General features: G+C 61.5%; 25 protein-coding genes, 2 tRNA genes and 1 pseudogene. 13 read left to right on the forward strand and 15 right to left on the reverse strand.

Going from position 1 to position 26,991, the window contains the following annotated elements; translation table 11 throughout:
- Positions 1-13 precede the first annotated feature (13 nt).
- The 6 genes and pseudogenes from VVD49_RS14320 to VVD49_RS14345 form a co-directional block, all read right to left on the reverse strand.
- Positions 14-1,816 (reverse strand): polysaccharide lyase, encoded by a 1,803-nt coding sequence (locus tag VVD49_RS14320; protein ID WP_327599862.1) that lies wholly within the window; start codon positions 1,814-1,816, stop codon positions 14-16.
- A 180-nt stretch (positions 1,817-1,996) separates the two neighbouring features.
- Positions 1,997-2,629, reverse strand: coding sequence for an endonuclease III (gene nth, locus VVD49_RS14325; protein ID WP_327599981.1), 633 nt, complete (start codon positions 2,627-2,629; stop codon positions 1,997-1,999).
- Positions 2,630-2,646: 17 nt separating this feature from the next.
- The gene (locus VVD49_RS14330) at positions 2,647-3,615 is read right to left on the reverse strand and encodes a Gfo/Idh/MocA family protein (protein ID WP_327599863.1); all 969 of its coding nucleotides are present in this window, start codon (positions 3,613-3,615) and stop codon (positions 2,647-2,649) included.
- 2 nt (positions 3,616-3,617) lie between these two features.
- A pseudogene (gene rsxB, locus VVD49_RS14335) lies at positions 3,618-4,325 on the reverse strand (electron transport complex subunit RsxB); the annotation flags it as partial.
- A gap of 41 nt (positions 4,326-4,366) precedes the next feature.
- Positions 4,367-5,380, reverse strand: coding sequence for a quinone-dependent dihydroorotate dehydrogenase (locus tag VVD49_RS14340; RefSeq protein ID WP_327599864.1), 1,014 nt, complete (start codon positions 5,378-5,380; stop codon positions 4,367-4,369).
- Positions 5,381-5,401: 21 nt separating this feature from the next.
- Positions 5,402-6,337 (reverse strand): cation diffusion facilitator family transporter, encoded by a 936-nt coding sequence (locus tag VVD49_RS14345; RefSeq protein WP_327599865.1) that lies wholly within the window; start codon positions 6,335-6,337, stop codon positions 5,402-5,404.
- 518 nt (positions 6,338-6,855) lie between these two features.
- On the opposite strand from VVD49_RS14345, the gene gspG reads away from it, so the two are divergent.
- The 10 genes from gspG (at position 6,856) to VVD49_RS14395 (ending at position 15,723) form a co-directional block, all read left to right on the forward strand.
- Positions 6,856-7,296 (forward strand): type II secretion system major pseudopilin GspG, encoded by a 441-nt coding sequence (gspG, locus tag VVD49_RS14350; RefSeq protein WP_327599866.1) that lies wholly within the window; start codon positions 6,856-6,858, stop codon positions 7,294-7,296.
- Between the two features lie 84 nt (positions 7,297-7,380).
- Positions 7,381-8,565 carry a type II secretion system F family protein gene (locus tag VVD49_RS14355; RefSeq protein WP_327599867.1) on the forward strand — a complete coding sequence of 395 codons (1,185 nt, stop codon included), beginning with the start codon at positions 7,381-7,383 and terminating at the stop codon, positions 8,563-8,565.
- A 32-nt stretch (positions 8,566-8,597) separates the two neighbouring features.
- Positions 8,598-10,253 (forward strand): GspE/PulE family protein, encoded by a 1,656-nt coding sequence (locus VVD49_RS14360; protein WP_327599868.1) that lies wholly within the window; start codon positions 8,598-8,600, stop codon positions 10,251-10,253.
- Entirely contained in the window at positions 10,234-11,079 is an 846-nt protein-coding gene (locus VVD49_RS14365) for a hypothetical protein (protein WP_327599869.1), read from the forward strand. The genes VVD49_RS14360 and VVD49_RS14365 overlap by 20 nt, the downstream gene beginning before the upstream one ends.
- Positions 11,076-11,660: a hypothetical protein gene (locus VVD49_RS14370; protein WP_327599870.1), complete on the forward strand. Its 585-nt coding sequence runs from the start codon at positions 11,076-11,078 to the stop codon at positions 11,658-11,660. The genes VVD49_RS14365 and VVD49_RS14370 overlap by 4 nt, the downstream gene beginning before the upstream one ends.
- On the forward strand, positions 11,660-12,259 hold the full coding sequence (locus VVD49_RS14375) for a GspMb/PilO family protein (protein ID WP_327599871.1): 600 nt from the start codon (positions 11,660-11,662) through the stop codon (positions 12,257-12,259). Before VVD49_RS14370 ends, VVD49_RS14375 begins: the two co-directional genes overlap by 1 nt.
- Positions 12,256-12,795, forward strand: a complete 540-nt coding sequence (locus VVD49_RS14380; protein ID WP_327599872.1) for a hypothetical protein — start codon at positions 12,256-12,258, stop codon at positions 12,793-12,795. The genes VVD49_RS14375 and VVD49_RS14380 overlap by 4 nt, the downstream gene beginning before the upstream one ends.
- A complete protein-coding gene (locus VVD49_RS14385) occupies positions 12,792-14,834 on the forward strand; it encodes a secretin N-terminal domain-containing protein (RefSeq protein WP_327599873.1) in 2,043 nt (680 codons plus the stop codon). The genes VVD49_RS14380 and VVD49_RS14385 overlap by 4 nt, the downstream gene beginning before the upstream one ends.
- The gene (locus VVD49_RS14390) at positions 14,827-15,246 is read left to right on the forward strand and encodes a type II secretion system protein (RefSeq protein WP_327599874.1); all 420 of its coding nucleotides are present in this window, start codon (positions 14,827-14,829) and stop codon (positions 15,244-15,246) included. The genes VVD49_RS14385 and VVD49_RS14390 overlap by 8 nt, the downstream gene beginning before the upstream one ends.
- 132 nt (positions 15,247-15,378) lie before the next feature.
- Positions 15,379-15,723, forward strand: coding sequence for a DUF4124 domain-containing protein (locus tag VVD49_RS14395; RefSeq protein WP_327599875.1), 345 nt, complete (start codon positions 15,379-15,381; stop codon positions 15,721-15,723).
- Between the two features lie 22 nt (positions 15,724-15,745).
- On the opposite strand, the gene clpB is transcribed toward VVD49_RS14395, so the two are convergent.
- A complete protein-coding gene (clpB, locus tag VVD49_RS14400) occupies positions 15,746-18,328 on the reverse strand; it encodes an ATP-dependent chaperone ClpB (RefSeq protein ID WP_327599876.1) in 2,583 nt (860 codons plus the stop codon).
- 393 nt (positions 18,329-18,721) lie between these two features.
- Between clpB and VVD49_RS14405 the strand changes: the two genes are divergently transcribed.
- Positions 18,722-19,225, forward strand: a complete 504-nt coding sequence (locus VVD49_RS14405) for a phasin family protein (protein WP_327599877.1) — start codon at positions 18,722-18,724, stop codon at positions 19,223-19,225.
- Here the strand turns inward: VVD49_RS14405 and hpnE are convergent, their stop codons facing one another.
- The 3 genes from hpnE to hpnC are packed head-to-tail and all read right to left on the reverse strand — an operon-like array spanning position 19,226 to position 22,212.
- Positions 19,226-20,557, reverse strand: coding sequence for a hydroxysqualene dehydroxylase HpnE (hpnE, locus tag VVD49_RS14410; RefSeq protein ID WP_327599878.1), 1,332 nt, complete (start codon positions 20,555-20,557; stop codon positions 19,226-19,228).
- Between the two features lies 1 nt (position 20,558).
- Positions 20,559-21,392, reverse strand: a complete 834-nt coding sequence (hpnD, locus tag VVD49_RS14415) for a presqualene diphosphate synthase HpnD (protein ID WP_327599879.1) — start codon at positions 21,390-21,392, stop codon at positions 20,559-20,561.
- A gap of 4 nt (positions 21,393-21,396) precedes the next feature.
- Positions 21,397-22,212: a squalene synthase HpnC gene (gene hpnC / locus VVD49_RS14420; protein ID WP_327599880.1), complete on the reverse strand. Its 816-nt coding sequence runs from the start codon at positions 22,210-22,212 to the stop codon at positions 21,397-21,399.
- Between the two features lie 109 nt (positions 22,213-22,321).
- Between hpnC and VVD49_RS14425 the strand changes: the two genes are divergently transcribed.
- Positions 22,322-22,406 (forward strand) — tRNA-Leu (locus VVD49_RS14425).
- 56 nt (positions 22,407-22,462) lie between these two features.
- A complete protein-coding gene (locus VVD49_RS14430; protein WP_327599881.1) occupies positions 22,463-23,581 on the forward strand; it encodes a right-handed parallel beta-helix repeat-containing protein in 1,119 nt (372 codons plus the stop codon).
- Positions 23,582-23,596: 15 nt separating this feature from the next.
- On the opposite strand, the gene VVD49_RS14435 is transcribed toward VVD49_RS14430, so the two are convergent.
- The 5 genes from VVD49_RS14435 to minC form a co-directional block, all read right to left on the reverse strand.
- Positions 23,597-24,760 (reverse strand): FAD-dependent oxidoreductase, encoded by a 1,164-nt coding sequence (locus tag VVD49_RS14435; RefSeq protein ID WP_327599882.1) that lies wholly within the window; start codon positions 24,758-24,760, stop codon positions 23,597-23,599.
- Between the two features lie 28 nt (positions 24,761-24,788).
- Positions 24,789-24,875: transfer RNA gene (locus tag VVD49_RS14440), tRNA-Leu, on the reverse strand.
- A gap of 166 nt (positions 24,876-25,041) precedes the next feature.
- Positions 25,042-25,314, reverse strand: a complete 273-nt coding sequence (gene minE / locus VVD49_RS14445) for a cell division topological specificity factor MinE (RefSeq protein WP_327599883.1) — start codon at positions 25,312-25,314, stop codon at positions 25,042-25,044.
- A gap of 2 nt (positions 25,315-25,316) precedes the next feature.
- Positions 25,317-26,129 carry a septum site-determining protein MinD gene (gene minD, locus VVD49_RS14450; RefSeq protein WP_327599884.1) on the reverse strand — a complete coding sequence of 271 codons (813 nt, stop codon included), beginning with the start codon at positions 26,127-26,129 and terminating at the stop codon, positions 25,317-25,319.
- Positions 26,130-26,175: 46 nt separating this feature from the next.
- Positions 26,176-26,982, reverse strand: coding sequence for a septum site-determining protein MinC (gene minC / locus VVD49_RS14455; protein WP_327599885.1), 807 nt, complete (start codon positions 26,980-26,982; stop codon positions 26,176-26,178).
- Positions 26,983-26,991 lie beyond the last annotated feature (9 nt).

A 26,991-nucleotide genomic window follows, 5' to 3' on the forward strand; every position in this document is an offset into this window, starting at 1 on the left:
GTGCTACCCGGGATCAGAACGGCGTACTGACGTAGCCTTCCGTCACTGTCATGTTGTCGAAGCGCGCGGCCGAGGGGCGTTGCGGATTCCAGGTCAGATTCGGAAAGATCGCCGGGTTCTTTTGCGAGGCGCAGAGCTGGTCGAAGCGCGCCTGGGTCAGGCCGGCATAGCTCGGCATGGGCTGCAGGCAGGTCGTGCGCTTGACTTCGTTGCCGCCGAAGAAGGTGCTGAAGAACAGACCGTTGATCCAGGTGCTCTTCGTATCCGGCACGCTGGCAGGGCAGGCGCCGTTGCACTCGTCGCGCAGGGCGACGTTCTGATAAGTGATCTGGCGCTTCACCGAGCCGTCGGCCGACTTGATGGCGAGATTCACTTCGCCGTTGCCTGCAGTGGGAATCGGTGAGCCGGTGCTGTCGAGCACCAGCTTGCCGTTGGCATCTTTCTGGTAGATCACCAGATTGTTGTCGTTGAGCTTCAGGGCGAGGCGCACGGTGTACCAGGTGCCCGGCTTGAAGCGGAATTTGCTGTCGGCGGGAATCTGGTCGGGCACTTCATACGGCGGGTCGCCAGCCTGTTCGTCGATCATGCGCGTGATGCCGCAACTGCCGGACGGACGCGTCTGGTCATACGAATACAGCTCCACGCGGCCATTGGCGCGCCACATGATGCGCACGCTCCAGTTGCCGTTCTGGCGCTTGGCGTTGCCGTCTTCCGTGCAACCGCTGTCGAAGGCCGCCGCCGCGAGACCCGGCAGCTTGCCACCCTTGGCGAAGTCGAAGCCTGGTTCGAAATACACGTCGTAGCTCAGCGTATAGGCCTTGCCCGGTACCGGCGTATTGCTCGCCTTGCCGAGATCGTTGGTCGAACCGTCGATGGCGATATTGGCTTGCGTGACGTCGGTCGCCGTATTCGTGATGCCCGTTCCGGAAGGCGTCCACTCGATCAAGCCGCTGGTGGTGGTGAAGACCGGGTTGGCAGCAGGCTGCTTGTGGATGCCGTCAGCATGGCGATAGACGACGCGGAAGCAGTTCGAATTGTCCGGGCCACAACCGGTGGTCACCGAGGCGTTCTCGGGATGGGCCTTGATCTTCGACGAATCGATATTGTTGTTCCACAGGCCCGCCGACAGCGCATTGAAGCTCTGGCGATAAACCAGCTTCGCGCTGCTGGCGCTGGAACTGCTCGATGACGGCGTTGAAGAGCTGGAGGCGCTCGATGAGCTCTTGCTGGACGAGCTGCTGGAAGGCGCCGTGCTTGAGCTGGCGCTGGACTTGGAGGAACTGCTCGATGAGCTGCTGGAACTCGATTTCGAGCTGCTGCTGGAGGCGGGGACGCTGGAAGACGACGCACTGCTCGACGCGCCACCTACCGCCACGCCGTTGATGAGGAAGCGGCAGGTCGTGCCATTAATCGTGCAATTGCCGAGATTCGCAGCGGTCAGCACGCCGTTCGCATTGAAGCCGAAGCTCTGCGACTTGCCTGCCTTGATCTCGCCATTGAACGAGGCATTCACGAAGGTGTAGGGGTCGGAACCGCTCTTGGTTGCGCTCCACACGCTGGTGATGCTGTTGCCGAGTTTGAAGCCCAGCGTCCAGCTACTGATCGTCGTGCTGGTGTCATTGGTGATGACGACGTCGGTGCCATAGCCCGAGTCCCAGGTGCTCTTGACCTTGAAGTCGACGGTGATGGCCTGTGCGCTGCTCATCAGGAACATCTGCAGACCGACGGCTGCGAGGGTCATGCCGATGGCCGGGAGGCGCGCTGGACGCCTGGCGCGGGACGGCACGTCGCCGATGTGCGAGGTGATGCTTTTCATGTGTGTCTCCTCTGTGGGGTTGTCGCCAGACGTTTCCGCGGAAGCGGCAAATTGCCAGCGCGGAACGAAAGGTAAACGTTTACCTTTGCGTGTTTAATGAGGGTATTCCCGTAATTTCGAGGCAGCCAGGAAGTCTGACAGGGGAGGGCGATGAAGCCCGTCAAGGGCGAGCCGGGAGGCTCAGTCGGTCTTGTCGGGGAACTGACAGAGATCGCGCACGATGCATTCGCCGCACTTCGGTTTGCGCGCGATGCACACGTAGCGGCCGTGCAGGATCAGCCAATGGTGCGCGTCGACGAGATAGTCCTTCGGCACGCGACGCATGAGTGCTTTTTCGACGGCGACCACGTCCTTGCCGGGTGCCAGCCCCATGCGATTACCGACGCGGAAGATATGCGTATCGACTGCCATGACCGGCTCGCGCCAGATCGAATTGAGCACCACGTTGGCTGTCTTGCGGCCCACGCCCGGCAGCGCTTCAAGCGACTCGCGATCACGTGGCACTTCACCGCCATGACGCTCGAGCAACTGGCGCGAAAGCATGGCCACGTTCTTCGCCTTGTTGCGATACAGGCCGATGGTCCTTATGTATTCGGTGATGCCCGCTTCACCCAGCGTTGCCATCGCTTCGGGCGTCGGCGCTACGGGGAACAGCTTGCGCGTGGCGATGTTCACGCCCTTGTCCGTCGCCTGCGCCGACATCACGACGGCCACCAGCAACTGGAACGGCGAGCCGTACTCGAGTTCGGTGACCGGCGTTGGATTGGCGGCGTGCCAGCGCTTGAAGGCTTCGCCAATCTCCGCCTTGGTCATGAGACGCGGCATGCGTTTCAGCCCTTGCGATTGAGGCTGGCGCGGATCATGTCCAGCACTTCGAGATTGCGGATTGTCTCGTCGAGTGACAGCAGCGGTTCGCGGCCTTCGAGGATGGCTGCCGAGAAGTCGCGGAATTCCGCGCCGTAGCGATCCGATTCTGCGACGGCAATGCTGCGCGTGCCTTCCTTGGTGTGCAGCTTGATGTCGCCCGCGGCGTCGAGAAAGGTGTCGGCGATCTCCAGCACGCCGAGCGTGCCGATGACTTCGGCGTGCATGCGGCCGTGCGCATTGAAGCCGCAATGGATGTTGGCGATGAGGCCGCTGTCGTATTGCATGAGCGCCGAAAGATTGACGTCGACGCCAAGCTCCATTTCGGTCACGGCTTCGCAGCGCACGGGCACTTCGCCAGTGAGCAAGCCGAGCAGGTTAACCGGATAGCAGCCGACATCGTAGAGTGCGCCGCCACCGAGTTCTGGCTTGGCCTTGATGGTGTTCGGCCGGTCGAGGAAGAAGCGGAAGCTGGCGTTGATGTGGCGCAGCGGGCCGAGCACGTCGCTGTCGATCACTTCGCGCACGCGTTGCATGCGATCGGTGTAGCGATACATGAAAGCTTCCATCAGCAGCTTGCCGGTGTCGCGCGACACGGCGGCCATTTCGCGCGCCTCGGCCGCGTTCATGCCGAGCGGTTTCTCGCAGAGCACATGCTTGCCCGCACGCAGCGCGGCGATGCTCCATTCCTTGTGCAGCGAGTTGGGCAGCGGCACGTAGATCGCGTCGACGTCCGGGTCGGCAAGCAAATCCTCGTATTTCAGATGCAAGCGCGCGAGTGGAAACTGCCCGGCGCATTCGGCGAGCTTGGCGGGATCGCGCGAGGCGATAGCGGCCAGCTCGGCATTGCCTGCGCGCTGCATGGCGGGGATGGCATTTAGGCGGGCGATGCGCGCGTAGCCGAGAACGCCCCAGCGAACCGTATTCGATTGCATGCTCATTCCTTCCTGTCGGTGGGTGGCGTTGTCTGTGCGCTTGCCTGTGCTTCGCGTTGCGCCTTGGCACGCGCCATGGCGGCAGCGATCAGGGCTTTCTTCGGATCGACGACTTCGCTGGCCGGATTCTCGCCGGCTTGCGTCGCTGCAGGCGAGGCTGCTTCGTCGCGAGGTGTAGCGAGGCGTGCCGCGAGTCGCTCGGCCTTTTCCTGCTTGTCACGCTCAAGTCGCAGATTGCGGAATTCGAAGCGTTCGCGCGAGGCATCGGAGAAAGCCTGCTGCTCGGTGTGACGTTGCTGCAAGGTGCTCGCGTCCGTGATCGTCTCCATGCTGATGCAATCGACCGGGCAGGGCGCGACACACAGTTCGCAGCCCGTGCATTGCGCGGCGATGATGGTGTGCATCTGTTTCGCTGCGCCGAGAATGGCATCAACCGGGCAGGCCTTGATGCATAGCGTGCAGCCGATACAGATCGCTTCGTCGATGACTGCCAGGGCCAACGGTTTCTCGGCGCCGTTGGCGGGGTTCAACGGTTTGTACGGGCGATCGAGCAGGCGGGCGAGTTTGTGGATGCCTTCATCGCCGCCCGGCGGACACTGGTTGATGTCCGCCTCGCCGGTAGCGATGGCATTTGCATACGGCTTGCAGCCCGTGTAGCCGCACTTTGTGCACTGGGTCTGCGGCAGGATCGCATCGATCTGCGTTACCAGTGCTGCAGGTTGTGCAACGGACGTCATGTCGGTGCGCAGGCTCAGGCCAGTGCCGCCGTCGCCTTGATGCAATCGCCGATGAGTTGCGGACCACCGTAGATGAAGCCGGTGTAGACCTGCACGAGGCTGGCGCCAGCCTTGATCTTCTCGGCCGCGTGCGCGCCTTCGGTAATGCCACCGACGCCGATGATGGGCACTTCGCCTGCGAGTTTCTGCGCCAGCGCGGCAATCACGATATTGGATTTCTCGCGCACCGGACCGCCGGAGAGGCCGCCCGTTTCGCTGGCATGTTGCAGGCCTTCGACGCCTTCGCGACCGATCGTGGTGTTGGTGGCGATGACGCCATCGATACGATGGCGACGCAAGGCGTCCGCAATATTGGTGATCTGCGCGTCGTCAATGTCCGGTGCAATTTTCAGTGTCATCGGCACGTAGCGACCGTGCTTGTCAGCAAGCTCCGTCTGGCGTGCCTTGAGCGTGCCGAGCAGCGAATCGAGTTCGGACTCGCCCTGCAGCTGGCGCAGGTTCTTGGTGTTCGGCGAGGAGATGTTGACGGTGACGTAGCCGGCGTGGGCATAGACCTTGTCGAGGCAGATCAGGTAGTCATCGACGGCGCGCTCGATCGGCGTGTCGAGGTTCTTGCCGATATTGATGCCGAGCACGCCCTTGTACTTGCTCGCCTTGATGCGCGACAGCAGGTTGTCGACGCCGTGGTTGTTGAAGCCGAGGCGGTTGATGATGGCTTTCTTCGCCGGGATGCGGAACATGCGCGGCTTCGGATTGCCCGGCTGCGCGCGCGGCGTCACCGTGCCGACTTCGATGAAACCGAAGCCGAAGGCCGAAAGGCCGTCGATGGCGTCACCGTTCTTGTCCAGACCGGCGGCAAGGCCGACGGCATTGGGGAAGCGGATACCCATGACTTCGACGGGCTTGCCCTCGACGCGTGAGCAACCGGGCATCCAGGCGCCGAGGTTGTGCAGGGTGTTGAGGGTGAATTCGTGCGCGGTTTCAGGATCCAGCGCGAAGAGGAATGGGCGTGCGAGTGAATAGAGCATCTGCCGATTTTAACGGAATGCTCATTGCTGCGTGGGTGAACCTTGGTGTCCTTGCAGCGATAAGGGCTCCAGATGGGTCGTGACCTGTGCGTCCGGAATGGCCTGCCCGATGCGCAGTTCGATCTCGTCGAGCAGGTCATGCGCCCGGTCGACGCGCCAGTCGCCGGGTACCAGGACCTTCAGGTTCACAAAGCGCTGGCTGCCCGCGTTGCGTGTCTTGAGTGCGCTATAGAGAACGCCGTGTTGTGCATATTCGTCCAGCAGGGCGTGTATGCGCAGCACGTCGGCGGGTGGCAGTGCTTCATCCATCAATCCTCCCGCCGAGCTGCGCATCAGGCGCCAGCCTTCAAACAGGATGTGTATTGCAACGACGATGGCGATTGCCGCGTCCAGCCACTGCCAGCCGGTGAGCGGCACTGCCAGCAAAGCGACAATGACGCCTGTCGAAGTCCACACATCGGTCATGAGATGGCGGGCATCTGCATCGAGCGCCACCGAGCGCAGGCGTGCCGCAGCCTTCGACAGCACTCGCGATACAGCAAGGTTCAGGGCGGTGCTGGCGGCTGAAAACCACAGGCCGACACCCAGAGACTCCAATTCGGCAGGTTGAGTCAGGCGCGGTATGGCGGTCCACAGGATTGCGCCGGCCGCGACGAAAATCAGCGTGCCTTCGAACCCGCTTGAAAAGTACTCGGCTTTGCTGTGGCCGAAGGGGTGGTCTTCATCGGCGGGCTCATTGGCGATGTGCAGCATCACCATCGCAAACAGGGCTCCAGCCAGATTGACGAAGGATTCCAGCGCGTCGGACAACAAACCGACCGAGCCGCTGACCCACCATGCGCACAGTTTGAGCGTGATCGTGGCCAGGGCCGCAGTGATGGAGAGGCGCGCATAGCGCCTGGTCTCATCTCTGCGTGACTTTTGCCGCGGAGGCGGCGTGTGCTCTGGTGACATCATGGCTCGGTCTTTCCGGATTCAGGCGCTGCAGCCGGGCAAGCGGGGAGTTGGCGAATGCCGAGTGACGAACCTGCTCCCGACAAGCGGTACTGTAACGCTGCGTGTGTATTGCGAGCAGCAAGGCGGGAGGCCGGCGTTTGCATCTGTCATTTGCACGCGTCAATGCAGAGCCCGCTCACGGGGCCATGGCAGCATGGTAAGGCTTCTGCAAGCGTGTAGTTTGTCTGGAAGCATGCTGGTGATTCGTGACGCTTTACACCGTTTTGCAGGACGCGAAGTGTCGGTGCCAATTGGACTTGGCGAGGCTTTGTGGCATCCTTGCGCCCACTCTGGCGCCTCCTCTTGCCAATGCATGAAGTTGATGCGGCGCAGCAGCTTTCAGGCTGATCGAGGCGAACCGGCCTTGCGGAACAAGTTGTAGATCGACCTTGTCTTCAGTCTGCATGGCAGGACGTGAAAGACGGGCGAAGGCGGCAATGACCGCCGCTTGGAGTCAGGACAACGAAGGTGGAGACACAGTGAGAAACATCAGAATTCTGAACGGCAGTTTGCGCAAGAAGGCTTCGGGCTTCACCCTGCTGGAACTGTTGGTGGTGGTTGCGATCATCGGTTTGCTGGCTTCCTACGTCGGCCCGAAGTACTTCTCGCAGATTGGCAAGTCCGAACAGGGTGTTGCCAAGGCGCAGATCGAATCCTTCGCCAAGGCGCTGGATCAGATGCGCCTGGATATCGGCCGCTACCCGACGACGGCCGAGGGCCTCAAGGCGCTCATGGAGCGTCCTGCCGGTATGACCAAGTGGAGCGGTCCATACCTCGCAAAGGCGTTGCCGCTGGATCCATGGGGCAAGGCTTACGCCTACAAGAGCCCGGGTTCGCAGGGCCGTGATTTCGACATCATCTCGTATGGCAGTGATGGCCAGCCCGGCGGCGTCGATGCGTCTGCCGACGTCACCAACTGAGTGACCGCGCCGAGCGACGCGCCAGGTCTTGAACCGGGTGCCGTGCTCGATCCCGCCACTGACCATGACTGATTCCGAGGCTGCATGCAGTTCGAAATTCGCGCCCTGACGGCCGATAACCAGCTGCAGACACTTACGCTGGAAGCCGATGACGAGGTAGCTGCACGCAAGGCCTGTGAAGGTCAGCGTCTGCGGCCCGTCACCGTGCGCGCGCGTACTGGCCGCAAGAGCACGCGCGGTCGCGGCACTTTTTCCCTGGTGCTGTTCAGTCAGGAGCTCTTGTCCTTGCTGGACGCCGGCCTGAGTCTTGTGGAGTCGCTGGAGGCGCTCGTCGAGAAGGAAAGCGGCGTACTGTCCCGCGGCATCATGGAGAGCCTGATTCATCGCATGCGTGAAGGTTTGCGGTTTTCCGACGCGGTGGGTCTGCAGCAGGAATACTTTCCGCCGCTGTTCATCGGCATCGTGCGTGCGGCGGAGCGCACCAGTGATCTGCCCCGTGCGCTGGCCCGTTTCATCGACTATCAGACACGTGTCGACCAGGTGCGTGCGCGGCTGGTGAGCGCTGCGGTGTATCCGGCGATCCTGCTGTCGGTAGGCGGTACGGTGGCGGTGTTCCTGATGATGTACGTGGTGCCCAAGTTTGCTGCGGTGTACAAGGACAGTGGCCGCGAGTTGCCTTTCATGTCGAAGATCCTGCTGGGCTTTGGCGAGTTCATCGGCACCAACCTGTTCATCGTGCTGCCTGCGTTCATCGGCCTGATCGTATTGGTGGTGTGGCAGGTGCGTCGCATCAGTCGTGAAAATCGCTGGGGCCAGATCGCGAGCCTCATCCCCAGCATTGCGGAGCGGGTGCAGATTCTCGAGATCTCGCGCTTGTACCTGACGGTCGGCATGTTGCTCGAAGGCGGCATCCCCATCGTGACCGCGCTGGACATGGTGGCAGGCACGGTGGCCGCTACGTCGCGGGCGAAGCTCGTGGCAGCGCGCTCCGATATCAGCAATGGCGAGCCGGTGTCGCAAGCCTTCGAGAAAAACGGGCTGACCACGCCGATTGCGCTGCGCATGCTGCGCGTGGGCGAGCGCTCCGGTCAGATGGGCGCGATGCTGACCAAGTCGGCGCTGTTCTATGAAGGTGAAAGTTCTCGCTGGATCGAGAGATTCAGCAAGGCTGTGGAACCTGCCCTCATGGCCATTATCGGCATAGTGGTAGGCTTTATCGTGGTGTTGCTATACATGCCGATTTTTGATTTGGCGGGGTCTGTTCAGTGAACGCACGTGAGACGAGTCTTGATCTGGAGTTGATGAAGCGCGCCCGTGCTGCAGCGCTGGCATCCGGTCGACCGGTCATGGCCGAACTTGAAGTGCTCTCCGGCCTCGACGCGCGCACCTTGCTGGGTGCAGTCGCACACAATTTCCACTATCGCGTCATCGAGACGGCCGAGATGCTGGACCTCGAGCCAGCCTTCGATCTGGTGCCGATGGCGCGCGCCCAGCAACGCAGTGTCGTCGTGTTGCGCAAGCATGGCGCGGTGGGCAAGGCGGGTTTGCTGGCAGCCATCGCCGATCCGTTCGATCAGGACCTGCAGATCTGGATCGACAGCATCGTCGGCGGCAACATCGAATACCGCATCGCGCTTGGTTCCGACATTCACGCCTACCTGACCAAACAGGAAGAGACCATGCGTGCCATGGATAACCTGATGGCCAATGGCGAGATGGGGCAGGGCGATGGTCGTTCGCTGGAGAGCCTGACTTTTGCATCGGTGAGCGATGCGACCAGCCCGGCGGTGAAGCTGGTGAACTCCACGCTTTACGATGCCTTGAAGCTGGGCGTCTCCGACATTCACCTGGAGAGCACGCCGACCGGCATGGTCTCCAAATATCGTATCGACGGTGTGCTCGATCAGATCGCGCAGATCCAGGGCAGTGCGCTCGCCGAACAGATCATCTCGCGTATCAAGGTGCTGTCCGAGCTGGACATCGCCGAGCGCCGCGTGCCGCAGGACGGTAGCTTCCGTGTTGAAGCGATGGGCCGCGAGATCGACTTGCGCGTGTCCATCATGCCGAGCGTGCATGGCGAAGATGCCGTCATCCGTATTCTCGACAAGCAGGCCATGGTCGAGTCGCATGGTTCGCTGTCCCTCGAGTCGCTCGGTTTCGATGCGGATACCTTGTCCATCATCCGCCGCCTCGTGCAGGAGCCGTACGGCATGGTGCTGGTGACGGGCCCGACCGGTTCCGGCAAGACCACGACACTGTACGGCGCGCTGTCCGAGATCAACAGCGGCCGCGACAAGATCATCACGATTGAAGACCCGGTCGAGTATCAGCTCGGCGGCATCCTGCAGATCCCGGTCAACGACAAGAAGGGCCTGAGCTTCGCACGTGGCCTGCGCTCGATCCTGCGTCACGACCCGGACAAGATCATGGTCGGTGAAATCCGCGACAAGGAAACCGCCGAGATCGCCGTACAGTCAGCGCTGACGGGTCACCTAGTGTTGTCCACGGTGCACGCCAACAGCGTGTATGACGTGTTCGGCCGCTTCCACCACATCGGCGTCGATCTGTATTCCTTCGTGTCGGCGCTCAACGGTGTGTCGGCGCAGCGTCTGGTGCGGCTCAACTGCAAGCATTGCAGTGGTCATTACACGCCGGACGACGCCGAGCTGGCCGCAGCAGGCCTGTCCAAGGCTGATGTTGAAGGTTTTGAATTCACGCGCGGTCGTGGTTGTGGCGATTGCCGTGGTACGGGCTACCGCGGCCGCAAGGCGGTTGCTGAAATTCTCGTAATGAATCCGGAGATTGCCGAGATGGTGGTGGAGCGTCGCTCTGTGCGCCAGCTCATGGAGGCGGCCAAACGTAATGGCACGCGCAGCCTGTATGACGATGCCCTGCGTCTCGTCGCCCGTGGTGAGACCACGCTTGAGGAGGTGCGCCGTGTTACGCAAACTGGGTAAGCGTCGTCTCGGCATGGGTGTAGGGGCCGGCGAGATGCTGATCGTCGACGGTGTCAGCGCTCAGGGTGCGCACGTCAGCAGCATGCTGCCGTTGCGTGATTACCTGCCGGGCGCTTCGTCGCCGGAGACTGCGATCTGGGAGCCGGCCGTGAGTACTGCGCTGGCGCAGGCCGGCAAGATCTCCGGCAATCTGCAGATTTCCGTTTCCGATGACTGGGTACGTTACTGGATGGTGACGCCCCCAGCCGGCCTCGGCAGTCTTGCCGAATTGCGGGCGCTGGCGGCCAATCGCTTCGAACAGTTGTTCGGTGCTCCGGCTGAGAGCTGGCATATCGAAGCGGACTGGGGCGATGACCGCGCCATGCTGGCCTGCGCCCTGCCAAAGTCGTTGATCGCGGCACTTGGAGAGGTGTCACGTCAGCACGACTGCACGCTGGGCTCCATCGTTCCCGAGGCCGTGCGTCTCATCAACCGCGACGCAGGCAGTCTTGGCGATGACGGTTGGGTCTGTTCCTTCGGTACGCACTCCTTCCTCGCATTGTTACGCGTCGGCGGTCGCCTGTTGTCGGCGCGGCAGTTCCGCTTCGACCTGCTGCCCACCCTGCCGGAAGTGCTGGCGCGTCTTGAAACCGAGGCCCTGCGCATGGGTCTCGACATGCCACAGAGTATTTTCCTGCTGGGTGATGCGCCGCCAATGGTTGAGCTGCCGGATCGTTCCCAGCTACGCATCGTGCCGATTGGCCGCCAGCTTGCGCTGCCCACTCCCATTGGTCTGGATCGCAAGACCGACGCCTATCGCCTCGCCTTGTACGGAGCGATGAATTGAAGCCGATGCTGATTGATTTCACGCCTCGCCAGCAGTGGTTCGAGGCGGGTACTGACCGGCGCCGTCGCCCTGTGTGGGCCGTGGCATGTGTGCTGGCTCTGGTGTTGTTGGTTGCCTGCATGACCGTGGCGTGGAAGCTGCAGCGCGAGCGTGCGGCGGTCAAGACACAGGTTACTGCCTTGCAGGCAGAGCTCGACGTGGGGCAAGAGAACGACGCACTGGCCGACAGCCTGAAGGCGGAATCGGCGCAGTCGATCCAGCAAGCCAACCAGTTCCTCAATTATCCGTGGGCCAAGATGCTGGGTACGCTGGAGCGCAATGCGCGGCCGGAAGTCACGATGATTTCGCTGGAGATGGGCGTGCAGCGCCAATCGAGCAAATTCGTGGTTGAAGCTGCCGACGTGGGCGCCGTGCTGAGTTACGTAGAGACCCTGCGTGAAGAGCCGGTCTACGCATCGCTGATGCTGGTGCGTCAGGAGCGTGGCAGCAGCAACGATCCTGCCGCAGGCATGCGCTTCACGCTTGAGGCCCCCGTTGTTCAGCCCGAGTCACCAGCGGCCAGAAAGAGCGGAGAGCGGTGATGGCAAACATGAACCTGTCTGCCGACAAGCTGCGTTTGAAGGCTGAGCTGTTGTACAGCAGGCAAGGGGTATTGCCGTTTGTGGCGGCGTTGTTGCTGGTGCTGGCCGTCCTGTTTGGCGTGCTGGTGGTGCCTGGACAGATCGCCGCGAAGGACCATGCCGAACGTGAGCTGGACAAACTCGTTCAGCAGCAGAAGAGCCTGCGCGGGAAGCCTGCCGAGAAACAACTCTCGCCGGCCCAGAACCTGGCGCGCGCGCTGGCCGATCCTGAGGTGACGAACGCGCAGATCCGTGCGTTGCAGGACTTTGCTGCCAATAGCGGTGTTCACGTCCTGCAGGCTGATTTCCGGCGCGTCGAGGATACGCAGCACGCATACACCAGATTGCAGATATCGCTGCCGGTGAAAGCGGACTACCCATCATTGCGGCGTTTTCTTTACAGCATCCTGACTGAAATGCCCGCGCTGTCGCTGGATCAACTGGTGATCAAGCGTGAGCAGGCCAATAGCGGACAACTGGAGGCACAACTCGTGATGTCCCTGTGGCAGAAGGCGGCCCCCGTGAGCGCTGAACAAGCTGCGGCTGGAGGTAGCAATTGAACGATCGCAAGCGGATGCTGATCATGCTGCCGGTTCTGGCCATAGCCGCATGGCTGGCTATTTTTGGTGACAAGTCGCCCGGTGGCGCTGGCAATGAAGTCGCTGCAGTGGCACCTCGCCGTTCGTCGACACCACCGCCGGTGACAGCCGGGGACATCATTGCGCGTCCGCCGGGCGCCAATGTGCCGGCGACAGCAAGCGGCCCAGGCGCTGTACGCCAGGACCTCAAGCAGGCGCTGAATGAAGCGTCCGTCCCCAATCTGTTCGGCTCGAATGCGCCGCCCCCACCACCGCCTGCCGCGGTGGTCGACCCGGAAGACTTGCCCCCACCACCACCGAGCTTCACGGTGATCGGCAGCATGAACAAAGATGGGCGTCTCAACGTATTCCTCGACAAGGACAACCAGACCTATGTCGCCATACCGGGCGCCGTGATCGACGGTAACCGCGTCGATGTCGTCAAGTCTGATCAGGTACAGCTCTTCAATTTATCAACCCAGAAGACCCAAATCATCCCGATAGAGGGTGGCAAATGAGAACCACAAAAAAAACTTTGCGGCTGACTGCTGCAAGCGGCCTGGTGATGGCGCTTGTGACGGCCATCACGATTTCGGGTTGCGCCAGTCCGTCCGCGCGTAACGACCTCGAGTACGGCAAGGCGCTGATGGCGACAGGCAGTCTCAAGGATGCCAATACCGTGCTGGAAAAAGCACAGAAGGAGCACCCGAAGGACGAGGAAATCACCGCAGCGGTGACGGCCTCGCGCCAGCAACTCGGCAATTACTTGCTCAGCGAAGGTAATACCGCGCTTGGTCAGGGCCGTTGGGATGCTGCTGCGGCCAGCTTCACCCAGCTTGCGCAGGTAAAGGGTTTCGAAGCTCAAGGCACTGAGCGTGCTGCCGTCGTGGCGATGTCCCGCCGTGAAACGGGCACTCCGGCCACGGCTTCCTCGTCGGTTTCTTCGGCCGCCGTTTCCTCCATGGCGTCGGCGCCTGTTGCCGCAGCGTCGTCGGCCAGCTCGTCATCGGCCCCGGTCCAGGTTGCCTCCTCTTCTGCCGCGTCATCGATGTCTGCCGTGAGCAGTGCTGCGCCGGTCGCCGCGGCCCCGGTACAACCTGCACCTGTCGCCCAGGCGTCGTCTTCCGCCAGGCCCGCTGCGGTCGTGCAACCCGTGCCGAAACTGGTGTCGCCGCTGGATGAAGCGATGGCCAAGAAGGTGACGCTGCAGTTCCGCGATGCTCCAGTGCGTTCCTTGTTCGATGCGATTGGCAAGACCTCCGGGCTGAACATCGTGATCGACAAGGATGTGCAACCCGATCTGCGGACGTCGATCTATCTGAAGGACACCACCATCCGCAATGCGCTGGAGAAAATCGTCCTGACCACGCGCCTCGGCTGGCGCGCGACCGACGACAACACCTTGCTCGTCTATCCGGATGAGCCGGCCAAGCAGGCCGACTATCAGGGACTTCAGGTGCGCGGTTTCCACCTTGCGAATGCAGATGCCAAGATCGTCGCCAACAGCCTCAAGACCGTGCTCAAGTTCAGGGATGTCGTGGTCGACGAGAAGCTGAACATGATCGTGGTGCGTGATACCCCGCAAGCCATGGCCATGGCCGAGCAACTGATCGGGTTGCACGATGTGGCAGAGCCGGAAGTCATGCTGGAAGTAGCCATTGTCGAAGTCACCAAGGGCAAGCTGCAGGCTCTGGGCGTGGCGTGGCCCGCGTCCGTGACGCTGGTGCCGATCTCGCGCGCTTCAACCTCTTCGACCACCGTGACATCGGGTGTAGCGGTTACCAACTCCGCGCCAGGCTCGCCTACGCTGGCGGATCTGCTGGGTCTCAGTACCAATAATCTGGGCATGACCATTGGCGGCATCACCTTCAGCGCCAACGACACAGACAGTGGCGTCAATGTGCTGGCGAATCCGCGCATCCGTGCCAAGAACAAGGAGAAGGCCAAGATCCAGATCGGTGAGCGTGTGCCAAACGTGTCGTCCAATGCGACTTCCAACGGCGTGATCAGCCAGGCAGTGACCTATATCGACGTGGGTCTCAAGCTTGAAGTCGAGCCGCAGGTGTTCCCGGGCAACGAGATCGGCCTGAAGATCGCGTTGGAGGTGAGCAATATCAACAGCACGATCGAGAACAAGACTGCAGGCACGGTGAACTACCGCATCGGTACGCGTAATGCCTCCACGGTGCTGCGTCTGAAGGACGGTGAGAATCAGATCCTCGCTGGCCTGATCCAGGACTCCGATCGCCAGACGGTTACCAAGGTGCCCTTGCTCGGCGATATTCCATTGCTGGGTCGCCTGTTCCGTTCCGACAGTACGGACAAGAGCAAGACCGAGCTGATCCTGTCGATTACGCCCCGTCTGATTCGCGGCGTTGCCAAGCCTACTGCCGAGGCCGAGACTTTCGATGCCGGCACCATCACCAGCGTGCGTGGTCGTCGCAACGAGGCCGAGGCGCCACAGCAGATCGAGCAACCACAGGCCCCGGTCCAGCAGCAAGCACCCTCCAACCCGGACGGGCAGAACGGTACGCAGCGCCGTTCAAGGGATGATTGATCTGCATTCGCATGACATGAACGTGACGACGCCGCCACGCCGCAAGCAGAACGCCTTCACGATGATCGAAATGCTCATCGTGATGGCGATCATCGCCGTCTTGTTGACCCTGTCACTGCCGAAATTCTTCCAGGGCGTCGACCGTTCGAAAGAGGCGGTGCTGATGGAGAACCTGCATGCCACGCGTGACGTGATCGACAAGTTCTACAGTGACACCGGGCGCTACCCCGAGTCGCTTCAGGAACTGGTCGACAAGAAGTACCTGCGGGCTGTGCCGATTGATCCTGTCACGGGTAACGCGCGTACCTGGGTGATCGTGCCACCGGAGCCGCCCTACAAAGGGCAGGTGTTCGATATCAAGAGCGGTGCGCGTGGCGCTACCAAGGACGGCAGGGCTTTCGGCGCCCTCTAGGCCCGGATCTACGTCGCCCTCCGGCTGACCTGACTCGGCGGCGGAGCGGCAATTGCCATGGCATGTGCATGGCACTCACAATCCTCTCTTCGGCCCCTTGCTTCGAGGCCGTCCTGACGGAGTGCCGAACTCATGTGGCAGCGCGTGATTTTTCTTTTACTCATCTGTGCATCTGCTGCTGGTTTTTACCTGTGGCAGACGCCGGCTGCGTTCGAGCAAGTGAAAGGCAGCGTGGTGAACGCAGTCGCTGTCGAGCCGGCACCGCTCTACAAATGGACCGACAAAAACGGCCAGGTGACTTATGGTTCGACACCGCCGACGGGGGCCAAAGCGCAACAAGTAGATGAGAGCAAGGGCTCCGTGAGTGTCGTACCTGCCGCCAAGGTGCCGCCGGCAATGCCCAAGCTTGATGAAGCGCAGAGTGACCCTCGCTCGATCCGACAGCGCGCCCTGGAGCGCGCTGTCGATGGCAGCTGAAGGTCGGTAGCGGTCGAGAGCTTCAGCTCGGTTTACGGAAAGTAATCACCCCGTTCAACGAGTCGACCACCACCGTCTCCTTGGCGGCAAAGCGTCCTTCGAGGATCTGCTTGGCGAGCGGATTCTCGATGTGCTCCTGGATCGCACGCTTCAAAGGTCGGGCGCCGAATACTGCATCGAAGCCGGCCTTGGCGATTTCCTCCAGCGCTGCATCCGTTACCGTCAGACCGATTTCCAATCGCGCAAGACGCTTCTCCAGGTATTGCAACTGGATGCGGGCAATCGACTGGATATGCTGTTGCCCGAGCGAGTGGAACACCACGACCTCGTCGATACGGTTGATGAACTCCGGGCGGAAGTAGTTCTTCACTTCACCCATGACCGCAGTCTTCACCAGTTCGTAAGGCTGATCGCTCATCTGCTGAATCATCTGGCTGCCGAGATTGGAGGTCATGACGATCACCGTGTTCTTGAAGTCCACGGTGCGGCCTTGCCCATCCGTCATGCGGCCATCGTCCAGTACTTGCAGCAACACATTGAACACATCCGGGTGCGCCTTTTCGACTTCGTCGAAGAGCAGTACGGAGTAGGGTTTGCGCCGTACGAGTTCGGTCAGGTAGCCACCTTCCTCGTAGCCGACGTAGCCCGGTGGCGCGCCGATCAGGCGTGCAACCGAATGCTTCTCCATGAACTCGCTCATGTCGATGCGGATGAGGTGGTCCTCCGAATCGAACAGGAAACCCGCAAGCGTCTTGCATAGCTCGGTCTTGCCGACGCCGGTGGGGCCGAGGAACAGGAACGAACCATACGGCCTGTTCTCATCGGAGAGGCCTGCGCGCGAACGACGGATCGCATCCGACACCAGGCGCACGGCCTCGTCCTGACCCACCACGCGGTTGTGCAGGGCGTCTTCCATCTTGAGCAGCTTCTCGCGCTCACCTTGCATCATCTTCGAGACGGGGATGCCCGTCGCGCGCGATACGACCTCGGCAATTTCCTCGGCGCCGACCTGAGTGCGTAGCAGCTTGTTGGCGGGCTGGTTCTCCTGCGCGCCTTCCGCGTCCTTGAGCTGAGCTTCGAGCTTTGGCAGGTCGCCGTACTGCAGCTCGCTCATCTTCTGCCAATCGCCCTTGCGGCGCGCGTCTTCCATCTGCAATTTGACCTTCTCGATCTCCTCGCGGATGTGCTGACCACCATGCACGGCGGCCTTCTCGCTCTTCCACAACTCGTCGAGGTCTGCGTATTCGCGCTCCAGGCTGGCGATCTCGTCCTCGATCAGGCCGAAGCGGCGCTTGGACGCCTCATCCTTTTCCTTCTTCACGGCTTCGCGCTCGATCTTGAGCTGGATCAGGCGACGGTCAAGTCGGTCCATCGTCTCCGGCTTCGAGTCGATTTCCATGCGGATGCGCGCGGCCGCTTCGTCGATCAGGTCGATGGCTTTGTCAGGCAGGAAGCGATCGGTGATGTAGCGATGCGACAGCTCCGCCGCGGCGACGATGGCCGGGTCGGTGATATCGACGCCGTGGTGAACTTCATAGCGCTCCTGCAGGCCGCGCAGGATGGCGATGGTGCTTTCCACGCTCGGCTCGTCGACGAGCACTTTCTGGAAGCGGCGCTCAAGCGCAGCATCCTTTTCGATGTACTTGCGATATTCGTCGAGCGTGGTCGCGCCGATGCAATGCAGCTCGCCGCGCGCGAGCGCTGGCTTGAGCATGTTGCCGGCATCCATCGCACCTTCGGCCTTGCCGGCGCCAACCATGGTGTGCAGCTCATCTATGAAGATGATGAGCTGGCCTTCTTCCTTGGCGATGTCGTTGAGCACGGCCTTGAGGCGCTCTTCGAACTCACCACGGAATTTCGCGCCCGCCAGCAGTGCTGCCATGTCGAGCGAGAGCACGCTCTTGCCGCGCAGACTCTCCGGCACTTCATCGTTGATGATGCGTTGGGCAAGGCCTTCGACGATGGCTGTCTTGCCGACGCCAGGCTCGCCGATCAACACGGGATTGTTCTTGGTGCGACGTTGCAGGATCTGGATGGCGCGACGGATTTCGTCATCGCGGCCGATCACCGGGTCGAGCTTGCCCTGACGTGCGCGCTCGGTCAGGTCGATACAGTATTTCTTCAGCGACTCGCGTTGCGATTCGGCATCCTGGCTGCCTACACTCGCGCCGCCGCGTACGGCTTCGATGGCGGCTTCAAGACTCTTCTTGTTGGCGCCATGCTCTTTGAACAGCTTGCCCGTCGCGCCCTTGTCGTCGCACAAGGCAAGCAGGAACATCTCGCTGGCGATGAACTGGTCGCCGCGCTTCTGCGCCTCGCGGTCGGTCAGGTTGAACAGGTTGGACAGGTCGCGGCCGACCTGCACTTCGCCGCCGTGGCCCTCGATCTGTGGCAGGCGGTCGATTGCCTTGTCGAGCGCAGCACGCAGCGGTGGCGCATTGATACCGGCTCGCGCGAGCAGGGCGCTGACGCCGCCATCGTCCTGGCTCAGGAGCGCCAGCAGCAAATGCTGCGGCTCGATGTACTGGCTGTCGTGGCCGACGGCGATGCTCTGGGCATCCGCCAGGGCTTGCTGGAATTTGGTGGTCAGTTTGTCGAAACGCATGGTCGGATCCTCCGCGATCACTGCATTGTTTGCTGCACTGTTTCATGCAGCCATCAAGTCATCTGTCCGGCGGCCAACACGGCACATCCGGAACCTTCAGCTCGGCAGATTGGGGCAGATCCGGAGCTTTCAATCGGTCGCAAGCAAGCCGGCTTGCGATGCCGGGATAGCAGTACTTGCGGGCAAACGTGCCGATTTGCTGCGCCGCAGTGTGGCAAAGTGCGACGCCGGCCGTAGTAGGTTTGCATAGCGTTACTACGTATCGACAAACCTTTACGCGGTGCTATGGTCTACGCGCCCTGAGGTGCCTTTGAACGTGACGGCGCCACCCGGGACTTGCTGCAGCAAAATGCGCGATGCAGCCAGACCGCCCCTTTGACTGGAGAACAACGAATGACGAACAAGGTCGAACAATCGGTTGCAGCAATGCAGAAAAAGAATCTGGAATCGGCCATGAAGCTGGCCCAGCTTTCGATCGAGAATTCCCAGCGCATATTGCAGCTGCAGATGCAGACGGCAAAGGAAATGTTTGAAGATGGCGTGAGCAACGTCCAGTCGCTTGCCCAGATCAAGACGCCGCAGGAAGCCATGGAGTTGCGCGCGCGCTACGCCCAGAATGCTGCAGAGAAAATGCTGTCGACGAGCCGCAACATTGCCGAGATCACCTCGGAAGTGCAGAACGAGATGAGCAAGCTGGTCAGCCAGCAACTCACCTCGGGCAGTCAGGACATGATGGAAGCAATGCAGGGCTTCCTGAAGGGCATGCCGCTCAATAGCCATGCTGCGGCAGAAGCGATGCAGACCACTTTTGAAACCGCGCGCAAGACCCTCGAACAGGTGGCCAAAGCGTCCAGCGAAGCGTTCAGCGCAGTCGCCCAGCAGGGCAAGAAGCGCTGATCAATCGGCGGCGGACTCCGCCGCTTCCGAATCCGCCTTGATCAGGCGCAGGATGTGGCGCGCGGCGTTCAAGCCGGAGCGCACGGCGGTCTCGATGGTCGCCGGGTAGGGCGACTGAACATAGTCACCCGCCAGCACGAGATTCCTGATCGGCGTGATGTGCAACGGACGCAGTACCGACGGGCTACATGAAAATGTGGCCCGTTTTTCCGTAATGACCGTCGACCACTTTGGCGCCGCCAGGCGTGGAATCATCGCTTCCACGGCCTGATGCGCACGCAAGCCCAGTTCTTCGCGGCTCAGTTCGGAGTGCGGTCCGCGCGCGGAAATAACGGCTGCCAGCAGACCCTTGGGGCCGCCCAGCTGGCCGCGATCAAACAGCCACTGCACGCTCGAATTGGCGACAGCCACCATCGGCTCGGGCAGACGCACCGATTCGTCATACTCCAGGTAGACCGTGGTGATCGGCTGATGCTCCATGGCATCCACCTGCTGGCGCAGCATGCTCAACTCGGGGAAACCAGCCAGCAGGTCGCTGACGTGATACGGTCCGACAGCGAGCACGACATGGCTGAAGCGCTCGCCCTCGAAAGGGTTGCCGACGATGCGGAATTCCCCGTCTTCGTCCAGCTCTATGCCCTTGACGGGCGTGGCGATGTTCACCGTACCCCCCTGGAGCGCGAGGAATTGCAGGGCAGGGACCGGCAACAACTCGCTGAGGTCGACGCGGGGGATCAGCAACTCGCTGTCTGACGCGCTGCCCGCCAGTGAATCTTTCAACACATTAATGAACACCTGCGCAGAGGCCTCATCTGCAGGCGTGTTGAGCGCAGCGACACACAGCGGCTCCCACAGCAATTCGCGCAATATCGGTGTCTGCTTCGTGTCCGCCAGCAATTGCGAGACGCTGCAGTCCTGCGGCAGTTCGTAGCGCATGCGCTTGAGGCTGCGCATCATGCGTACTACGGCGAAGCGATCAGCCCAGCTCATCTGGCGTGATTTCAGCAGGCCGACGGCGAGGTGAAAGGGTGCGGGGAGATTGGCCGCGCGGAAGTCCAGCCGGCCGGGCACGTGCAGGGTGAAAGGCCGGCTGATCAGACGACCCGCCGGCACGCGCAGAAAGCGCAGCAAACGTAGCGTTTCGGTATAGGCGCCAATCAGGATGTGCTGGCCATTGTCGATGCGGTGACCATCCTTCTCGACGACGCGTGCGCGACCACCCAGCGTGCGGCTGGACTCGAATACCGTGACCTGGATGCCGGCACGCGCCAGCTCCACGGCCGCTGCGAGGCCAGCATAGCCGGCACCGACGATCGCAACGCGCGTGCTCATTTCAGTACTTCAACCAGGTGCGCGCCGCGATCCACAGCTTGCGTAGTGGCGTCAGCGAGGTGCGTTGCGTGAGAACCTTGCAGCCCTCCGCCTTGATCTCTTTCAGGGTCGTGCGATAGATCGCCGACATGATCAGGCCGGCGCGTTGGCTCTTGCGATCGGCTGTCGGCAACAAACCCAGCGCCTGATCGTAGTAGCGCTCGGCGCGTTCGATCTGGAACTCCATCAGCGCGCGGAAATTGTCGCTGTAGCTTGCGTCCGTAATCTGCTTCGCCGTCACGTTGAATTGCTGCAGCTCGTTGATCGGCAGATAGATACGGCCACGGCGCGCGTCCTCGCCGACATCGCGGATGATGTTGGTCAGCTGGAAAGCAATGCCAAGATCATGTGCGTACTTGAGCGTCTGTGGATCGGTGTAACCGAAAATCTCCACGGCCAGCAGGCCGACCACGCTGGCTACGCGATAGCAGTACAGCTCCAGCGCCTTGAAATCGAGATAGCGCGTCTGCTGCAGATCCATCTGCATGCCGTCGATGATCTCCAGCAACTTGTCGCGTGGCAGGTCGAACGTCTTCACCACCTCAGCCAGCGCCTGCGTGACCGGGTGCGTCGGCTTGCCGCCGTGAATCTCGGCCGTTTCCTTGCGCCACCAGTCGAGCTTGGTCTGGGCAAGCTGGATGTCGTGGGTTTCGTCGACAACATCGTCCACCTCACGGCAGAACGCATACAGCGCCATGATCGCGCGCTGACGCTCGGGCGGCAGGAACAGGAAGCTGTAGTAGAAGCTTGAGCCGCTGGCGGCGGCTTTCTGCTTGCAGTAATCGAAGGGGTCCATCAAGTCATGCTTTCATGAATGCTGCGCGCCACAGCATGCGCAGCCAGTCTGTCTTGCCCAGCGTGGGTCGATGGCGGAACACATCGTAATCGACCGCTTCGATCTTCTCCAGCGTGCGCAAACCACCCTGTACCACGAGGCGCAACTCCCAGCCGATGCGGCCGGGCAGGGCACGTGCGAGCGGTGCGCCACGCAGCAATATGCGGCGCGCGCGATCTACCTGGTAATGCATCAGATTGCGCCAGTGCTGGTCGCTACGGCCTTCTGCAATCTGCTTCTCCTTGATACCGAAGCTCTGCAGATCGCTTTGCGGGATATAGACGCGGTCCTTCTTCCAGTCGATGGCGACGTCCTGCCAGAAGTTGATGTACTGCAGAGCCGAGCAGATGTCATCGGAGCGGGAGAGATTTTCGGGCGTGGCGCGCTTGTAGAGGTGCAGCAGTAGGCGCCCGACCGGATCCGCGGAGAGGCGGCTGTATTCACGCAGCTCGGCAAAGTCGGCATAGCGGCTCTTTACTACATCCTGCGAGAACGCATCCAGCAGGTCACGCAGGAGGATCGTCGGCAATGCGTGCGCGCGTACACTGCGCGCAAGACGCGCGAACATCGGCGCGGTCGGCATGCCACCTGAATCGATCGTATTGAGCTCGTTGCGATAGTCGTTGAGCTGCGCGAGGCGCACGAGGGGCGCGGCGTCGCCCTCGTCGGCAATATCATCTGCGCTGCGCGCAAATGCATAGATGGCCTCAATCGGCTCGCGCAGATGGCGCGGCAGGAGCAGGGATGCGACGGGAAAGTTTTCGTAATGCTCGACAGGCATCCGGTACCGTGTGCTTCTGAAGATGTAATCAAGTCAGGCGGCGAGTATAGCCAAGCTGGTATAATTCGCGGCTCAATATTCTCGGCATCGCGCCGGGTGTTGTGTGCTGGCCCAGGTGGCGAAATTGGTAGACGCACCAGATTTAGGTTCTGGCGTAGCGATACGTGGGGGTTCGAGTCCCTTCCTGGGCACCATTACATATTGGCGAACGCGCGTTCGCGCGTTCTTCCTGCTGGTCCTCCTTGCTGTTTTGACCGCGCCATTCGCGCGTGCAGCGACGCTCCATGTCGGCCCGAATCAGCGACTGACTCTGCCTTCCCAGGCAGCCACGCTTGCGCGTGATGGCGACGTCGTCGAGATCGATGCCGGCGAGTACCGTGGCGACGTCGCGGTGTGGACGCAATCGGCGCTGACCATCCGTGGGCGGGGTGGTATGGCGAGGTTGATTGCCGACGGACGCGCTGCCGAGCAAAAAGCGATCTGGGTCATACGCGGCGGTGACATCCGCATCGAACAGATCGAATTCACCGGCGCACGGGTGATTCATCGCAACGGTGCCGGCATCCGTTTCGAGAAGGGCCGCCTGCAGCTATCGCATTGTCGTTTCATCGACAATGAGAATGGCATTCTCACCGGCGGTAACCCGGACAGCCAGCTCGATATCGAGTTCAGCGAGTTTGGTCACAACGGTGATGGCTCGGGCTACACGCATAATATTTACGCAGGCGCTATCGGGCGTTTGCGCGTCACGGGCAGCTATTTTCATCATGCCCGCGTTGGCCATCTCCTCAAATCGCGCGCGCAGGTCAATGACATCAGCTACAACCGCCTGACGGACGAAACGGACGGGCGTGCCAGCTACGAACTGGAGTTTCCGAACGGTGGCACGGCACTCGTGATGGGCAACATCATCGAGCAATCTGCCACGACCGAAAACCCAAGCATCATTTCCTACGGTGCTGAAGGCCTGCGCGATGGCGGCAACCAACTCGTGCTGGTTCACAACACCATCGTCGATCGTCGTTTCTTTGCGGGCACGCCCCTGGTCGTTCATGGCAAACCAGGAGAAGTTTCCGTGACGGTCATCAACAATCTGCTGATGGGCTCGAGCCCACTCAAGTTGCCGGCAGCTGCACTGGATCGTGGCAACCAGGCAGGTTCGCTCAGTCAGATCGGAGCAGATTACCGGCCGCTGGATCGCTCGCGCTGGAAGGTGCCGGCAGAAAATTTGAAGGACATGGTTCTGCCTCCGTTGCTGCTAGGGCGGCCGTTTCCGCCCACGATGGAGTACCTGCACCCCATGCGGGTCGTGCCGTTGGCGGATGCCCAGCGTGGAAGCGTCGCGGGGGCACTGCAGAGCGCGAAATGATTCGGCGTGGCGGGATCAGGCGCCGAGTGAGCCCGTCAGGAGCTGCAATGAAATCCGCCGGATGATTGGCAGGCGGCTCAGTGGGTCAAAAAGCAGATCGCGTAGCCGCGCGATGTTGTCGTGTTCCGACTGGAACAGCGGTGTGAGCCAGTGACTTCCCCTTGAATACCATCTCACATGCGCGCGCCGCACGCGCTCGTATTGCTTGAGTGCAGCCGGGAGATTGGCTTGTGTGTCGATTGCTTCGGCAAGTGCGAGTGCATCGAGCAGCGCCAGATTCGCCCCTTGACCGAGCTGAGGGCTCATGCCGTGTGCGGCGTCACCGATCCAGACGGCCCGTTGCTGCGTCCAGCTTGACAGGTTGATGGCGCGGTAGGTTGCGTGTGTCAGCGCGACGGCATCGTTTCGACGCAGGTGCCCGGCAGCTTCCGGCCATAGCGTTGCAACCTTGTTTGCTATGTCGTGAGAGTTGCGCCCCTTCGGTGTCTCGTCGGCCAACACACTCCAGTAGATGCATAGCTGATCGCTGTCGCGCGTCAGCCCGGGAACGTGGCCCACCGGCAGCACGCCCATCATTTCGCGCGCAAGGCGATAGCGCTGCTCCAGCGAATCAGTGTTTGGCCAGTCCTTTGCAGGCGTCAGGCACCACCATGCGCCCCATGGATAGGGGCGGGCACATGATTTGCCGAAAATCTGTGTGCGCAATTGGGAGCGTGAGCCGTCGGCGACGATGACGAGATCGTAGGGGCCGTATCGGGCATCTGCTTCGTCATGGATGAAGCCGCTCGCGGGATCAAGCTTGCGGATCTGGATGCCGGTCCGCAGCACGACGTCGGCAGGCACGGCATCGTGAAGCATCGAGAACAACGCGTGGCGCTGCATGCCGAGGCCGAATGCATCGTCGCGCCATGTGGCGTAGTGCATGTTCATGACGCGCCGGCCGTTTGCATTGCAGCCGTGCAAGCGGGCAATCGGTGAGCCGAGCGCCAGTGCTTCGTCGAGCAAGCCGAGGCGCGCGAGCGCCGCAAGCCCGGTGGGCTGAAGCAGAAAACCAGCGCCAACCGGGCCGGCCGTTGCTGTCTGCTCGAATACCTCTATGGCATGTCTGCCGCTGCGGCCCAGCGCAATTGCAGATGCCTGGCCCGCTGTACCGTAACCGATGATGGCGATCCGGAGCATCTGTCAGCGGGGGGTCAGGAAAAAGGATTGGTGCCCGGAACCGGGGTCGAACCGGTACAACCTTGCGGTCGAGGGATTTTAAGTCCCTTGTGTCTACCAATTTCACCATCCGGGCATTCGGATGCCGCGCTGGATGGGCTGCGCGGCTCGATTACTGCGTTGGTTTGCCTCGCCGTGCATGAGCACTGTCTCGTCAAACCGCCTTGTTCTCGCGCCGCTCGCTCCACCCACCGCGACATCCTCGATCTGATGAAGGCGGGCGGCGCACGCGACGCGAAAAATTATCGTGCTTTGGCCGTAGGTTCCGGCATCACGATATTTACTTCAAGTACTTCGTAGTTGCCCTTCTTTTCCATCTGCACGCGGATGTCATCCGGGTTGATCTTGATGTACTTCGAGATCACCGCAACGAGGTCTTTCTGCAGGGCAGGGAGGAAGTCAGGCGTCTTGTCTTCCGCGTCGCGCTGGTGGGCGATGACGAGGGTCAGGCGCTCCTTGGCCAGCGAGGCGGATTTGGGCTGGTTGCTGCCGAAGAATTTTTCGAGCCAGGACATGATCAGCCTCCGAACAGGCGCTTGAAGATGCCCGGCTTTTCGAAGTTCACGAAACGCAGTTCGCGTTCTTCACCGAGGAAGCGTGCAACGACGTCCTGGTAAGCGCTGGCAGCATCTTCATCCTTGGTGTGGATGACCGGGGTGCCGGCGTTGGAGGCCTGCAGCACGCTTTCCGATTCGGGGATGACGCCGATCAACGGGATGCGCAGCAGTTCCTGTACGTCCTTGTACGAAAGCATTTCGCCTTCTTCGACACGCTTCGGGCTGTAGCGCGTGACCAGCAGGTGCTCCTTGACGGGCTCCTGGCCATCGCGTGCGCGGCGGCTTTTGCTTTGCAGGATGCCGAGGATGCGGTCGGAGTCGCGGATCGAGGAGACTTCCGGGTTGGTGACGACGATGGCTTCGTCGGCGAAGGTCAGAGCCATGATGGCGCCATGTTCGATACCGGCGGGTGAGTCGCAGATCACGTAGTCGAAGCCCATGTGCTTGAGGTCGTTGATGACCTTCTCGACACCTTCTTCGCTCAGCGCATCCTTGTCGCGGGTTTGCGAGGCGGGCAGCACGAAGAGGTTCTCGCAGTGCTTGTCCTTGATCAGCGCCTGGTGCAGGTTGGCATCGCCGCTGATGACATTGACGAAGTCATACACCACACGACGCTCGCAACCCATGATCAGGTCGAGGTTGCGCAGGCCGACGTCGAAGTCGATGACGGCCGTCTTGAAGCCGCGCAGGGCCAGCCCGGAGGCGAAGCTGGCGCTGGAGGTTGTCTTGCCTACTCCACCCTTGCCCGAGGTAACGACGACAATTCTTGTCACGGTGATTTCCTTCTCTCTCAATGCTTCTTCATGTTTTGCTGCAGGCTCAGTCGAGCTGCAGTGTTTCGATATTCAGTGTCTGCTGGCCCGGAGTCGTGGCACGCAATACGGCATGCGCAGGCTTGCCGGCGAGGTTGGCGGCAATGCCGCGCTCGAAGGTGCGATACACGCCGGCGATGGAGACGAGTTCCGGGCCGAAGCTGGTGGTGAGGATGCGCGCCTTGGTGTCGCCCTGTGCGCCGGCCAGTGCGCGGCCTCGCAGTGGGCCGTAGCAGTGGATGCTGCCATCGGCGATGACTTCTGCGCCATTGCTCACGCCGCCGAGGATCACGACATCGCCGCCCTTGGCGTAGATCTGCTGGCCGGAGCGTAGCGGGCGCTCGATGATCATGGTGTTCGCATTGACCACCGGTGGCGCCATGTCGAGGCTGGCTTGGGCGGGCTCTGCGGCGGCGGGTGCTGGAGCTGGTGCCGCGGCAGCCACCGGCGCCGGGGCAGGGGCTGCTGTAGGAGCCGTGACCGTGCGTTCGCCCGTCATGCGGCCCGCGTCGGTTGACAGCACGGCCAACCCGGCCTTGCGGGCACTTTCGACAAGATGTTCGGGGGCGTGGCGCACGGCGATGGGTTGCAGGCCGTAGCGGCGCAGCAAACTCAGCAGGCCGGCCCAGTCGGCACGGTCGGGCACTTTGACCAGCTGCGTCAGGTCGATGACTGTCGCTTCACCTGCAAAGAATTCGCCCAGCCCGCCCAGCATGGTGTGCATGCTGTCCGAAAGGCGCACGTTGTCGAGTTCGCGAATGACTGCCGACATGGCGGAAAGCGTACCGGCCTTGAACTCAATGGGTTTCGACATGGAAGTGCG

Origin of the sequence: Uliginosibacterium silvisoli (assembly GCF_036017035.1) — a bacterium.
GTDB lineage: Bacteria > Pseudomonadota > Gammaproteobacteria > Burkholderiales > Rhodocyclaceae > Viridibacterium > Viridibacterium silvisoli.